We start from the raw sequence: 13,404 nt of genomic DNA, 5'->3' as shown, positions 1-13,404 counted from the left end.
GGGCGCCGCGTGTCGAACACAGCCCGCGCGTACTCCTCCGTCTGCAACAACCCCGGAACGGCCTGGTTGGCATACACATGCAGCTCAACCGCCTCCGCCTCCAACTTCGCCGCATCCCGGAAGAACGCGGGGTACCGAGCCCGAGCCACCTCCTCCTTCAACGCCGCCAACAGCCCGCCGGCCTCCAGCACCGCGTCCGCCCGCTCGATGAACTCCGGCTTCGGAATGCGCCGCCCCAACTCCACCGACGCGACCATGTCCTCGCCGTAACTGAGCTTCGCACCCAACTCCGCCCGCGTCAGCCCCCTGCTCGTCCGCAGCAGCCGCAACTGCTGCCCGAAGCACCGCAGGATGCCCGTCTCGCTCTCACCGTGAGCCGTAGTCACCGGCGACCTCACCTCACCCACCCGCACGGTGGCGCCCACCCCTCAACTCACCGCAGGCACCACACCCGACCGTCACTCACAGCTCACTCTAAGGACACGCACCGTAGCTCTCGCGCCACTTGGCCCCGCTTCCCCCGTACCGGGTACAAGCGCCCGCGGCTCCCTCGTACAGCACCCACCTGTACACCCGCGTCGGCTCGTCTCACCATCACTCCAGGAACACCGTGCCGTTACTTGGAGGGTGTCTCACGTGGCAGGTTTCGCGAACTTCCCGGAGCAGGTCAGGGCGGCGGCCACGGCCGGGCCTCGGCTCTGCCGGTCCTCGCGGACCACGTACGGGATCTTGAGGGCACGAGCAGCCCGTGGCAGGCTCACGCCGCATGATCGATGAGTTCGCGAAGGACAACCTGCACGGGAGACTGCGCCGGGACCGCGAGGCGCTGCTCTGGAAACTCGACGGCTTGTCCGAATACGACGCCCGCCGGCCTCTGACGGCGACCGGGACCAACCTCCTCGGCCTGGTCAAACACGTGGCCGCCGTCGAGGCCAGGTACTTCGGCGAGGTCTTCGACCGCCCGTCCCCGGAACCGCTGCCCCGGTGGCAGGACTCCGACGGCAGCGATCTGTGGGCGACCGAGGACGAGACCCTCGACCAGATCACCGGGTTCTACCGGCGCACGTGGGAACACTCGGACGCGACGATCAACGAGCTTCCCCTCGACGCCCCCGGCCACGTGCCGTGGTGGCCGGAGCCGTACTCCAACACGAACCTGTTCGCCGTCATGGTCCATGTCCTCGGCGAGTCCATCCGGCACGCCGGGCACGCCGACATCCTGCGCGAGGGCCTCGACGGCCGGACCGGGCTGCGCGCCGAACACGAGACGCGGATCGACGAGGAAGCCCGTGCGGCCCACTGCGCGAAGATCGAGCAGGCCGCCAGGTCGGCCGCACCGATCAAGGCTTCCTGACGGTTTCGAAGTGATCTGCGGCTGCGGTGGAGGAAGATCATGCTGTGAGAGCACACTGAGCCGCACAAGCGAACGGAGTCCGCGTCGATGGCAAGCACCCCTGGCGCATTTCAGTCGATCACGTTCGCGGCCTGGCGTGACCGTCTTCCTGGACAGGACCGCGCCTCCGATCGGTACTACGTCACGCTGGCGGAACTCCTTGTGCGCCTCGGGAGCTTCGGGCTCGGCCTCACCTGGAAGGTGCGGATCGACGACGCTCGACCGGTCACCGGGTTCGCCGAGATCGAGAAGGCTTCCTCCGGTACCGGGATCGGCACCCTGGAGCTACTGGCCCTGGTCGCGCCGGATCTTCAGTTCGTCGACGCGGACTTCGCGGGGTACGCGGGCGATGAGCTGAAGGTGGTGCTGCGGGAGTTCGACAGCACGAGTTGGGACCTCTGCGCCGCGGATGCCTCGGTGGTTCGGGAGATCCGCCGGCACTTCCCGGACGCGGTACCGACTTCTGAGGACGTTCTCCAGCGGATCCCCTGGCCGACCGACCGGCGCGAGACCTGATCCAGCGCTCTCACTCACCTTGAACGGGTGATGTCGTCCCGTCCCGGCTCGGCTGACAACCAGCTGCTGCGTGCGCTGTCCCCGGGCGGTGTGATGCGATGGTCAGCCTGCCGGTGCCATGCCGTGGCGGCCGGCGACGGTGTCCGCGCGGGCAGGGGTGCGGCCGGGCTGATCGTCACCCGGGTGGGCCGTACCCGTTCCCGGCCGGGTCCACGACAAGATCGAGGAGTCGGACCCGAGTACTAGGACCAAAGGCCGGTGGCGGTTCCGGCCGCGGGGGCAGGTGGGCCGGGACGGTGCGTCCGTACGGTGGAGGTATGCCTGAGACTGTACCGACGAGGTCGTTCGACCTCGATGCCTACCTGAAGCGGATCGGGTGGGAGGGCGAGCGGCGGGCCGACCTCGCGACGCTGCGGGGCGTCCACACGGCCCACGCGCTGACCGTCCCGTTCGAGAACCTGGATCCCGTGCGGGGTGTGGTCCCCTCCCTCGACCCGGCCGACCTGGCGGCCAAGCTCGTGCACGGTCGCCGTGGGGGCTACTGCTACGAGCACAACACGCTGTTCGCGGGCGCCCTGGAGGCGCTGGGCTTCCGGGTGACCCTGCTGACCGCGCGGGTCGTGGTCGGCACCGACCGCTTCGAGAGCCGCCCGCGCACGCACATGGCGCTGCTCGTCGAGGTCCCCGGCGAGCAGCGGCCCCACCTCGCGGATGTGGGATTCGGCACGGTCGGCGCCCTGCTGGAGCCGGTGCCGCTGGTGGTCGGCACGGAGTTCCACGACGCGGGCCGCCGCCACCGGCTGGTGCACGCACCGCATGACGGTCCGCTGGAGATGTGGGTGCTGGAGGCGTACGGCACGACCGGAACAGGCGGGGCGGACGGCTGGGAGGCGCAGTACGTCTTCACGGTGGAGCCCTTCGAGCAGCCCGACTTCGAGGTCGTCAACTGGCACATCGCCACCCATCCCCGCTCCCCGTTCAGCCGCCGTCCCTACGTCCAGCGCCTCACCCCCGGTCGCCACCTGCTCCTCGACGGCCGCCGCCTCACCGAGACCCGCGCCGACGGCACGGTCTCGAAGCGGGAGTTGACCGACGAGGGGGAGGCACGGCGCCTCCTTGACGAGGAGTTCGGGATCGACGTACCGGATGGCGTCCGGCTGCTGGGCTAGCCGCGCGCTTTCACGAGGCGGGGTGTCCGAGGCTCGATCGAACAAGCGGAGCGTGCTTCCGGCCCGCGACGACGGGACGTGTCGAGGGGCCTGTCGGCCGCACGGGAAGAAGCACTTTCCAGGTGAAACACCGTATCGGGTCGTACCCGCGTGTCCGCATCGCGGGCGGCGGCCGGGCGGTGGTCTCCCAGGCCGGAGGCGTGCTGCTGGTCCAGCCCGTCCGCGGAGCCGCTGAGACGTCGTTCCCTCCGGTGCTGACGGCCCCCGCCAGGGGCTGCCCGGCCATCCGTCGGTCACGGGTGGGACGAGCCCGCACGGCTCGGCTGAGACCGGGCGCTCGGCTCTCCGGCCGTACACGTCCTGGCCGGCGCGGAGGCCCGCACGTGTCCTCAGCCGGCCTCCCGCACGCGTGCGGCGGTCCGCCCGGCGAGCTCGCGGACGTCCTTGGCGGCGTTCTCCGAGAGTTCGCCGAGTACGGCGTCGGCGGCGGTGAGGAGGGCACGGGCCTCCTCGGGGCGGTCCGCGTCGGCCAGGGCGAGGGTGAGCCGGTAGTGCTCCTCGGCGATGAAGCGGCCGAGGTTGACCCGCTGCCAGTGGCGCAGTGAGTCGTCGTCCGGGGTGGCGAGGGCGTCGCGCACGGCGGCCAGGCTGTCCACCGCCTGCGGCAGCCGGCCCGCCTCCCGCTCCAGGCGGGCGAGGGTGCGCCGGGCCGAGGCCCGGTCCCACGCCGTCTCCTGGAGGGCGGCGTGCAAGCGCTGGGCGCGCAGCGCCTGGGGAAGGTCGCCGAGTTCCTCGAAGTCCTGGGCGAGCGCGCTCAGCGGAGCCGTGGTCAGGGCGCCGGGCGCCCCGGGGCGGCGGAGTCTGCTCTGGTCCATGACGATGCCGTCGAGTTCGCGGATCAGCGTCACCCGCGCGAGGTCCGTCATCCCCTGGTCCCGCGCCAGGTCGGTCCAGGTGGAGACCGGCTCGTCCGCCGGGTCCGTCCCGAACATCGACTCGTCGAGCTCCCGCGCCCACTGCCGCAACTCGTCCGCGCTCGCACCCGGCTCCGGCATGCCGCCCAGGCCGCACGCCGTGTCGAAGTCCGTCTCCCGGACCTCGAGCAGCAGCGGCAGGTCTCCGGTGTCCCCGTGCAGCCCGACCAGTACGGCCGCGAGCCGCAGTTCGTCCGTCATCGAGGACCGGGTCTCGTGCCGCAGCAGGTGCCGCAGCAGCTCCAGGTCGCCCTGGGCGCGGTCGAACTGCGCGGCCCGCAGGGTGATCCGGCGCCGGACCGGGTCCTCGGCGACCTCACACCATGCCGTGGGGTCGCCCTCGCGCAGGCGGGCGAGATCGGCGCGGCCCGCCGCGAGCACGGGCTCCCACAGCGGGGGACCGTCCGGGCCCAACAGGTCGTACGCGCACCCCTCGTCCGCGTTGAGCAGCACGAAGTCCGGCTCGGTGCGCAGCAGGGCGGCACGCAGTCCGCCCACCAGCTCGACCGGGGAGCGTTCCGGGAAGCCCAGCGCCGCGCGGAGCTCGGCCCGCTCCTCGTCGATTCCGTAGTACTCACGGATCTCGTCCTCGGTCTCCGCGACGCACGCCAGGATCTTCTCCTCGCCGTCGTCCGGCGACAGACGCGTGTAGCCGCGCCAGCCGGGCAGGCCGATCACGAGCTCCAGGGCCTCGTCGACGCTGGAGCCGATGATCCCCGCGGTGCCCTCCGAGTCGGCGTAGAGCACCGAGCCGTCCGCGCACACGAAGTACGTGCCGCCGGTGTCGTCCCCGGCCACCGTCTCCAGCGGCCCGCCCGAGGCGAGGCGGACTTCCTCGACATGGCCGTGGGCGGCGCGGTCCAGGTCGAAGTCGAAGGGGAAGGCGGCCAGTTCGGCCAGGCGGCGGTCCTGCCGCAGCAGCCGTAGCGCGTGATCGGTCATGTCACGGAAAGTAACACCGTCTGAGGCCGGCACCGCCTTCACGGCAAGGGCGGCCGACGCGCGCAGGGCGCGGCCTCGAACGCCGGCCTATGGGCCGCCCTGGACGATTCCGGCGTAGACCCGCAGGTCAGGGTGGACGGTCGGCACCTTCCACCGACGCAAGGCGTCCATGGCGCCGTACGGCCAGGCAGCCTCGTCCTGGTCGGCGACGAAACGCACGACACGCTGCCGCACGGTGCTCAGGTCGCCGAAGGACCGCGGTGGTTCGGCGGGATCGCCCGGGAATACCAGCGTGAACAGCGTGTCCGTTATGTAGTACCGGTCGTAGAACCCTTCGACGCCCGTACGGTCGGCCAGACCGGCCAGCAGGGCATCGACCGTCCGGAGCGTCGTGGCCTCGGGCGTCCCGGCCAGGGCCATCGCCGCGAGGCCGCTGTAGGAGCCGCTCAGGAACGACATCGTCCCGGTCTTCTCGGGCGGCCGGGCGACGACCTGCGTCAGTACGTCGACGACGGCCGGGCCGACGATGCCGAACCGCGTCAACGCGAAGGCGGAGGCCCAGCGCAGCTCGACGATCGGGCTCTCCAGGTAGGGCTCGACGAAGGGGACGGTCGCCGGATCGCCGAGCAGGCCGAGGGCGACCACTCCCGTCGCCGCGGCGCCGGGCGAGACCTCATCGGCGACGAACGCCTTCAACAGCGGAACCGACGTCGCCGCGGACTCGGGGAACCACGCCAGCAGGTTCGCCGTCGCAGCCCGCAGTTCAAGGCTGCCGGAGGTCAGCAGGGTGGCGAGCGCGGGGAGCGCTTCCCGGACGGCGTCGTAGGAACGCACCACCGCTTCGGCGTCGATGAACGCTTGCGCGCAGCTCTCCTCGCGCTGTCCGCGCTGCTCGTCGTCCGCCGCTTCGGCGATCCACCGGGCCCAGTCGTCTGCTTCACCGCGCAGCTCCGCCAGGTAGGCGCGGTCTTCCCGAGGGTCGTAGCCGTTCGGCAGATGGTTGTTGTCCAGCCCGATCGCGATGGCGGCCAGCAGTCCGACGCACCCGTGCCTGTCGGCCGACCTCGGGTCGAGTGCCATCCGCACGAGGAACGGAACGGTGTACGCCGCGGCCTGCGATCGCGTGCCCTGGTGCACGATGTGGTTCGCGAGCCGCGCACCCGGCGAGTACTGGCCCTCCCGCGTGCCCGCCTGCATCGCCCGGAGGTGTCCGGGGACGTCGTCGGCCATGCCGTAGGCGTGCCGCAGCTGGGCCCAGGGCACGTCGTCCAGGCCGGCGAGGGGGTCGTCATCCGTCACAGCGAGATCCTGGCACACCAGGATTCCTGTTCCGTCCTGCGGTTCGACGTCCGATCAGGCGAGGGGCATGCGCTCACCCGCGCCCCGGGGCCGGGGATGACCCTGCTCGCAAGTCGGTGAGGCGGCGTACTCGGACGCAACCGCGCCCTCGGTACAGGACCCGAGCCGGACAGCCGAGCGCTCCTGACGCCTCACCAACTCAGTACATACCCCGGCACCTTGTCCGGTGACGGAAGTGGTTCACTTGCTGCCGGTTCCCGTGCCGGGATCGCCCGCCCGCATACCGAAGGAAGCCGTTGCGATGACTGCGCCCGCTCCCCTGCCGCCCCTTCCCTCCCAGCCGCCGACTCCCGCCACCGGTCGTCGCGCTCCCTCCCGGTGGATCGTGCCGTGCGTGGCGGCCGTCGTCGCCGCCGGTGCGGGCATGGGCATCGGCTGGCTCCTGTGGTCCGGCCCGGACAGCGCGGCGTCCGGAACCGGCGTCAACAACGCTGCAGCCGATGCGGCGGGTGCCTGCCAGGCGTGGAAGCGTGTTCCGTCGCTCGACTCGATATACAACAACGACGACAGCGACAACAGGACGGCCCACTACGACCGAGCCATCGGTGCTGCCACTCTGGCCCAGTCCGCGGCCCTGCTGGACAGCCGCTACGACGCTCTCGGCAAGGCCTTCCAGAACGTCAGCGTGCGCCTGCAGTCCTTCGACATGAAGGGCGCCGAAGCGAAGGCGGCCCACGAGAAGGTGACCACCCTCTGCGCCGAGTTGGACGACTGAGAACCGAACATCACCCGCCCACCCCGCCGGTGGCGGACCGGCGCGCTTCCAGGTTCCTCGACGTCCACGGCGCCCTCGTCGCAGCCGACCGTACCGGCGGTCAGGGCGGCCATCCCCGCGCGGCCGAGGACCGGGGCCGGCGCGGCCTCGGAATCCGTCCGGCCGGGGATTCCGGAACGCCGGTGGGCGGGCGGCGTCGCGGGGGAGGATGGCCGGCATGACGGTTGAAGGCTCCTCCATCGACTCCACCAGGCCCAGCATCGCCCGCGTCTACGACTACCTGCTCGGCGGCAAGGACAACTACGCCGTGGACCGGGAGGTCGGCGACGTGTTCTTCCGGGACCTCCCCGGTTCGGTGGCCATCGCCTTCGCCAACCGCGCGGCCCTGACGCGGGCGGTCGCGCAGATCGTGACGACCACCGGTGTACGGCAGTTCATCGACCTGGGCAGTGGTCTGCCGACCGCCGACAACGTCCACCAGGTCGCGCAGCGGCACGCCCCGGAGTCCCGGGTCGTGTACGTCGACAACGACCCCCAGGTGCTGGTCCACGGCTGCGCGCTGCTGGAGCAGAACGACCGGACCCGGGTCGTCCGGGCCGACGTACGCGACCCCGAGGGCGTCCGCACCCACCCGGACACCCTGGAACTGATCGACTTCGACCGCCCCGTCGCCGTCGTCCTCAGCGCCATCCTCCACCACGTCAACGACGAGGAGGACCCGGCCGGGATCGTCCGCCACTGGCGTGACCACGTGCCCTCCGGGAGCCACTTCTTCGTCAGCCACTTCCGTTCCGGCGACAACCCGGAGACCGCGGAGGCCGAGCGGGTCCTCCAGGAGACCTTCGGCCGCGGCCGGTGGCGCACCGACGAGGAGATCGCCGCCCTGCTGGAGGGCCTGGAGATCCTCGATCCCGGGATCGTTCCCGCGCCCCTGTGGCGTCCCGACCCGGTCCGCGGCAACCCGTGGGGCGCCGGCGGTGCGGAACGGGAGCTCAGCGTCTGGGAACGCCTCATCGTCGCCGGGCTGGCCCGGAAGGCGTAGCGGCCCCGGCAGGCGACGTCCGGCCGCACCACGCGCCCCGGCAGCACCAGGACCCCGCTCCCGCCCGCCCGTTGAGGCGGCCGCGCCACCCGTTCCCACCATGCGGACGCCTGACGGGACGTCCCGACCGTGCGGCGCGGAGACCGTCGGCCCGCACGCGGGTCACGGCTCGACGGTACTCGTAGCGGCCGTCGCCGAGTGGCTGTGACCAGCACCTCCACAGGGGTCCTACGCGACCCTGACCACGTACTTGCCCTGGACGCCGCCCGCCTCCAGCGCCCGGTGTGCCGCCGCGGTCTCCTCCAGGGGGAAGACGGTGTCCACCGCGGGGCTCAGCTTGCCCTCGACCACGTGGCGGGCGAGGTCGTCGAAGTCCGCCCGCGTGGGGTTGCCGCTGAAGAAGCGCACCCGGCCACGCCCGTGGACCGCGCTGGCCGCGAGGTAGCCGAGCGACGCAGCGGGCCGCTTCAGGTCGAAGGCGATGGTGACCATGCGCCCGCCGGGACTCAGCAGGCGGCGCAAGGCCCGCAGGTCGGTGCCCACGGTGTCCAGGACCACGTCGAAGCGGCCCAGTTCCGCCAACCGGACGCCCCGGTGGTCGACGGCCCGGTGCGCGCCGAGCCCGCGCACGAAGTCGAGGTTGGCCGCACGGGCGAGGGCCGTGACCTCGGCGCCGTACGCGCGTCCGAGCTGGACGGCGGCGTTCCCGACGCCGCCCGCCGCGCCCCGGACGAGGAGTCGCTCGCCGGGGCGCAGCCCGGCCTTGTCCCGCAGGGCGGTGACGGCCGTGGTGGCCACCGGCAGCGCGGCGGCGGCCACCAGGTCAAGCCCGTCGGGGACCAGGCCGATCCGCTCGGCGGGCACGGTCACGTACTCGGCGGCGCTGCCGAACCCGGCGGTGCGGCCCAGGACCCCCCACACGCGGTCGCCGGCCGCGAGCCGTGTGACGCCGGCACCCGGTGCGGCGACCTCGCCGGTGAAGTCCAGGCCGACGCGCTGGGGGAACCTCCGGCCGGTCACGAGGCGGAGACGGCCGGCCCGGGCCGCCAGTTCGCCGCCGTTGACGCTGAACGCGCGCACCTTCACCAGCACCTCGCCGGCGGCCGGCTCGGGGCGCGGCACGCGGCCCAGGTACAGCACGTCGGGGCCGCCGTAGCGGTCGTGGAGCACGGCTTTCATCATGCGGTCGTTCATCGTCCTGCCTTTGCCACCGGTCGTCTTACGGGGAACCGGCACCGACGGTAGGCTCCAAGCGGACGCGATCGTCCGTTTGGAGCCGAAGCGAGAGGCAGTGATGGTGGAATCCTCTCGGATCGCCGCCCGGGACGGGCTGCGGGCCGACGCCCGGCGCAACCGGGAGCGCGTCCTCGCGGCCGCCCGTGCGGTCTTCGCGGAGCACGGGATCGACGCCCCGATGGCGGCCGTGGCGCGTCGGGCCGGAGTCGGCGTGGCGACGCTGTACCGGCACTTCCCGACCCGGGACGCCCTGGTGCGGGGCGCGTTCGCGCAGCAGACGGAGACCTGTGTGCGGGCGCTCACCGAGGCTCTGGCCGCCCCCGACCCGTGGCAGGGCTTCCAGCAGCTGGTCGAGACGGTCTGCGCTCTGCAACGGGAGGAACGCGGGTTCCCGGCCGCGTTCGTCGCGGCCTTCCCGGAAAGCACGTCGCAGCACGCGGGGTCCCGGCGACGAGTCGAGCGGGACTTCACGGCCCTGGTGCGCAGGGCTCAGGCGTCGGGCGCGCTGCGGGCCGACTTCCACCCTTCCGACCTCGCCGTGGTCCTGTTGGCACACTGCGCCCTGGTGACCGCCCTGCCGAATGACGGCGCGGCGTCCCGGCGCCTGGTGGCCTACCTGCTCCAGTCGTTCCGCGCCGACACGGCCAACGGGCCGCTGCCTCCGCCGAGTACGCTGACGCTGCGCAGTCTCCCGATCGCCGCCGGCGGCTCCCAGCGGCAGCGGGTCCCCCGAGCCTGACCTGACCCGGTACGAGGCGCAACGGGACTGACCGGTCCGGCGGCGGCCGCCACCGCCCACCACCCGGTCGAGGGTCACAGCGGGCCCAGCGCCTCTCCCGGTACGGCTGCCGGCTCGAGGGTTTCGAGCACGGTGAGCAGTTGCCGCTCCTCGTAGCGGAAGTGGTTCTCCATGATCGCGGCAATGCCTTCGAGATGCTGGTCGAGTTCCTCGGGCGGTGCGGCCCGGTCGACAGCGTTGCGCAGGCTGCCCAGCAGGTGGGCGATCATCGAGTGATCCTGCTCGAGCGAGCGCAGCACCGGGCGCAGCTCCGGGTGTGCGGCTGCGACGGCCGGGAACAGGGTGCGGTCTTCGCCCCGGTGGTGGCCGTCGAGAGCCGCGCAGAAGCCGTGGCAGTACAGCAGCAGTTCACGGGTGGCCGCCTCACCGGGGGTGCCGTCGGCAAGGGACGCGCGGGTCACGGACAGCGCTTCTCGCAGTCGGCCGTGCACCCGGCGGAGTTCTTGGCTCCAGGCGACGAGCCTGTTCGTCTCGCGCTCAGTCACGCGAGAGCGAAGGGTGCGACGAGTGCATCGTCGGCCTCCTTCGATCCGGCGCCTCCATGCCTGACACGGTCTGCCACCAGCACGCGACGCTCCCGCACACTACCCTGCCCGCTGCCGCCGGCACCACGGCTGTCCCCACGCCGAGCGTGGCCCGCCCCGCACAACCGGTCGTTTCGGAATTCGGAATGAGGTCCGCAGGCGGCGGAGACATGCGAGGCCGCGGGCCGGCGTGGCGCAGTTCGGTCAGCAGGGCGGCACGGACCACGAACGGGTCCTCGGCCACCCGTGCCCGGAGCCCTCCCGTCCCCCCGCACCCGCGGGGACGGTCCGGGGCCGGCCGGCACTCCCGAGCCGGTCGGCTAGCTCGGGCGGACCGCGGCCTCGATGTGGGCGAGCTGGGCGGCGAGGATCTCCTCGAACGCGGCACGGCGATCCGCTCCGAGGGGACGGACGTCGCGGGCGAAGTGGGCCAGGGCCGGGAAGCGTTCGGGGTCGGCGCCCAGGACCGCGACGCGGAACAGCTCCATGGCCTGTTCGTACTCTCCGGGGGCGACGGTGCTGACCCCGGCCTCGGAGGCGATCAGCGCGGCGATGAGGACCGCCAACCGGTGGTAGCGCACCGGGATCTCCTCGTCGGGCAGTCCCGACGCGCGCAGGGCCAGCAGCACCTCTTCCATGACCAGCCGGGAACCGGTGCCGGACGAGGCGTAACGCCCCCAGACCGCGGCGAGCTGGGGCTGCCGGCCGAAGGCCTCCCTCATGCACAGGGCCAGGGCGGTGATGCGCTGCTTCCAGTCGCCCTCGGGACGGTAGCCGTCCATCGCGGCCAGGAGGATCCGGTCGGCGACCGCGCGCAGCAGTTCGGTCTTGCTGCGGAAGTGCCGGTAGAGGCTGGAGGAATCCGTCCCGAGGACCGCGGCCAGCTTGCGCACGCTGAACGAATCCGCGTCGCTCGTGCGCAGCAGCTCTGCCGCCGCGTCCAGGATCTCTTCGGTCGTCCAACGCCTTCGACCTGCCATCTCGCTCCTCTCACCGGATCTCAGCCTACCTGTGCACTTGGTGATGCACGCACCGCGTGCATAATGAGGGCATGAGTGTGCCGGGCGGGTCGGCATGCCACTCGTGCCCGGTCGTCCGGGTCAGGCGACCGGTGCGGAGCTCACCCCGGGCGACACGAAAGGACGCATGACGTGAAGAACCCACTGGATTGCGCGGCGCTGGACGCCGCCCTCGAGAACGTCCACCGCGCCGGGATGCCGGGCCTGTTCGCCGAGGTGCGCGACGGCGACCGGGTCTGGCGCGGCGCCGCCGGGGTCGCCGATGTCGCCACCGGCCGCCCCGTCACCGCCGGCATGCGGCACCGCGTCGGCAGCATCACCAAGACCTTCACCGCCGCCGCGGTGCTGCAGCAGGTCGAGAGCGGTCGGATCGGGCTCGACGCACCGATCGGCCGGTACCTTCCGGCGCTGGTTCCCGGAGAACGCGGTGACGCGATCACGGTCCGGATGCTGATCAACCACACCAGCGGCCTCGCCGAGTACCTCCCGTACGCCTACCCCTCCCTCAAGGCGTACCCCGTCCTCGCGGACACCGGACCCCAGAGCCTGGACGACCACCGGTTCACGCGGTTCGACCCCACCGAACTGATCGAGATGGGGGTCACCGCACCCGCCGTCGGCGCCCCGGGCGGCACTCCGGGCGTGTACTCGAACACCAACTACCTGCTCCTGGTCCAACTCCTGGAACAGGTGACCGGCACCACCGCCGAGCACTGCATCACCCGGAACGTCATCGAACGCGCCGGGCTCCAGAACACCGAGCTGCCCACCGGACCGTACGTCGACGGGCCGCACTCGCGGCTCTACGAGGCGTGGTTCGGCATGATCGACCCACCGCGCGACTACAGCGTCTACGACATGTCCTGGGTGGGGCCGTCGGCCTCGCTGATATCGACCGTCTCGGACCTCAACCGCTTCTTCGGCATGCTGCTGGCCGGGGAGATCGTCAGCCCGTCGTCGCTGGCACAGATGCGGCGCACCGTCCCGGTCGTCTCCCAGGAGGGGAGGACGATCGACTACGGCCTCGGGCTGCACCCGATGGAGAGTCCCGGTCAGGGCACCTTCTGGGGCCACGGCGGCACGGTCTGGGGCGGTGGAGCGCTGGCCATGATCCGGGCCGACGGCAAGCGGCAGATGGCGGTCGCGGTGAACCTGCAGAGGTGGAACAGGCTCGACTCCTCCGGCAGGCCGCAGCCCCATCCCATCGACGACGCGCTCGCGGCCCTGTACCGCGTGGCGATGTACGGCTGACCGGACCGCCCGCTGCTCCCCTTCCCCTTCCTCTTCCTCCCCGTCCTCGTCTGGACCGCCCGCACCCGGGTCGCGCAGGGGGCGCAGGCCGCCGCCGGCCGGAGTGGAGGCGCGGAAACCGTAACGGCCGGGCACGGTGAGGTGCGCGTGCTCGAGCGAGGGAACGCGGGCGGCTGTCCGAGCGGCGACGGGAAGGGACGGGCCGTGCCGGAGCGGGTGGCCGGCGGGCGCCACGCGGCCTCCGACGGCCCGGACTCCTGCTCGGACGGCCCGGCCGCCCGCATCCGCACCGACCCCCGGCGCCGACGTCAGCCGTGTTGCAGACCTCTCTCGCGGACGCGCCCGCGCCCGTACAGAATCCGTCCGTACGGAACGCGCTCCTCGCCTTCCGCCCACCAAAGGCGGCACGCACCGCATCCACCCCGACCCGGCGCCCCTTCCCCCCACCCACCCCGCACTGGCGTA

At 72.2% G+C, this 13,404-nt stretch carries 13 protein-coding genes; 7 read left to right on the top strand and 6 right to left on the bottom strand.

Going from position 1 to position 13,404, the window contains the following annotated elements; genetic code table 11:
- On the bottom strand, positions 1–386 hold a 386-nt coding region (locus tag AB0A94_RS08735; protein ID WP_361741330.1), incomplete at its 3' end, for a Scr1 family TA system antitoxin-like transcriptional regulator.
- A 380-nt stretch (positions 387–766) separates the two neighbouring features.
- On the opposite strand from AB0A94_RS08735, the gene AB0A94_RS08730 reads away from it, so the two are divergent.
- From AB0A94_RS08730 to AB0A94_RS08720, 3 genes are all read left to right on the top strand, one after another.
- On the top strand, positions 767–1,354 hold the full coding sequence (locus tag AB0A94_RS08730) for a DinB family protein (protein WP_361740932.1): 588 nt from the start codon (positions 767–769) through the stop codon (positions 1,352–1,354).
- 87 nt (positions 1,355–1,441) lie between these two features.
- Entirely contained in the window at positions 1,442–1,909 is a 468-nt protein-coding gene (locus AB0A94_RS08725; protein WP_361740929.1) for a hypothetical protein, read from the top strand.
- Positions 1,910–2,226: 317 nt separating this feature from the next.
- Complete coding sequence (locus tag AB0A94_RS08720) at positions 2,227–3,078, top strand: arylamine N-acetyltransferase (RefSeq protein ID WP_361740926.1); 852 nt, start codon at positions 2,227–2,229, stop codon at positions 3,076–3,078.
- Between the two features lie 389 nt (positions 3,079–3,467).
- Here the strand turns inward: AB0A94_RS08720 and AB0A94_RS08715 are convergent, their stop codons facing one another.
- Both AB0A94_RS08715 and AB0A94_RS08710 read right to left on the bottom strand, forming a co-directional pair.
- Positions 3,468–4,994, bottom strand: coding sequence for a hypothetical protein (locus AB0A94_RS08715; protein ID WP_361740923.1), 1,527 nt, complete (start codon positions 4,992–4,994; stop codon positions 3,468–3,470).
- Positions 4,995–5,081: 87 nt separating this feature from the next.
- Complete coding sequence (locus tag AB0A94_RS08710) at positions 5,082–6,293, bottom strand: HEAT repeat domain-containing protein (RefSeq protein WP_361740920.1); 1,212 nt, start codon at positions 6,291–6,293, stop codon at positions 5,082–5,084.
- A gap of 301 nt (positions 6,294–6,594) precedes the next feature.
- Here AB0A94_RS08710 and AB0A94_RS08705 point away from each other — a divergent pair, with 301 nt between their 5' ends.
- Both AB0A94_RS08705 and AB0A94_RS08700 read left to right on the top strand, forming a co-directional pair.
- Entirely contained in the window at positions 6,595–7,068 is a 474-nt protein-coding gene (locus AB0A94_RS08705; RefSeq protein WP_361740917.1) for a hypothetical protein, read from the top strand.
- Positions 7,069–7,276: 208 nt separating this feature from the next.
- Complete coding sequence (locus tag AB0A94_RS08700) at positions 7,277–8,110, top strand: SAM-dependent methyltransferase (protein ID WP_361740914.1); 834 nt, start codon at positions 7,277–7,279, stop codon at positions 8,108–8,110.
- 228 nt (positions 8,111–8,338) lie between these two features.
- Here AB0A94_RS08700 and AB0A94_RS08695 read toward each other — a convergent pair whose 3' ends face one another.
- Positions 8,339–9,304: an NAD(P)-dependent alcohol dehydrogenase gene (locus AB0A94_RS08695; RefSeq protein ID WP_361740911.1), complete on the bottom strand. Its 966-nt coding sequence runs from the start codon at positions 9,302–9,304 to the stop codon at positions 8,339–8,341.
- A gap of 100 nt (positions 9,305–9,404) precedes the next feature.
- Here AB0A94_RS08695 and AB0A94_RS08690 point away from each other — a divergent pair, with 100 nt between their 5' ends.
- Positions 9,405–10,085 carry a helix-turn-helix domain-containing protein gene (locus AB0A94_RS08690; protein WP_361740908.1) on the top strand — a complete coding sequence of 227 codons (681 nt, stop codon included), beginning with the start codon at positions 9,405–9,407 and terminating at the stop codon, positions 10,083–10,085.
- Between the two features lie 74 nt (positions 10,086–10,159).
- Here the strand turns inward: AB0A94_RS08690 and AB0A94_RS08685 are convergent, their stop codons facing one another.
- Entirely contained in the window at positions 10,160–10,630 is a 471-nt protein-coding gene (locus AB0A94_RS08685) for a hemerythrin domain-containing protein (RefSeq protein ID WP_361740905.1), read from the bottom strand.
- Positions 10,631–10,989: 359 nt separating this feature from the next.
- Positions 10,990–11,649 carry a helix-turn-helix domain-containing protein gene (locus tag AB0A94_RS08680; protein ID WP_361740902.1) on the bottom strand — a complete coding sequence of 220 codons (660 nt, stop codon included), beginning with the start codon at positions 11,647–11,649 and terminating at the stop codon, positions 10,990–10,992.
- A 171-nt stretch (positions 11,650–11,820) separates the two neighbouring features.
- On the opposite strand from AB0A94_RS08680, the gene AB0A94_RS08675 reads away from it, so the two are divergent.
- Positions 11,821–12,939, top strand: coding sequence for a serine hydrolase domain-containing protein (locus AB0A94_RS08675; protein WP_361740899.1), 1,119 nt, complete (start codon positions 11,821–11,823; stop codon positions 12,937–12,939).
- The last annotated feature ends 465 nt before the right edge of the window (positions 12,940–13,404 follow it).

The organism is Streptomyces sp. NPDC044984 (genome assembly GCF_040646935.1).
Lineage (GTDB): Bacteria > Actinomycetota > Actinomycetes > Streptomycetales > Streptomycetaceae > Streptomyces.
Note: the sequence above shows the minus strand (reverse complement) of the source record. Positions and strands in the feature narration are given on the sequence as shown.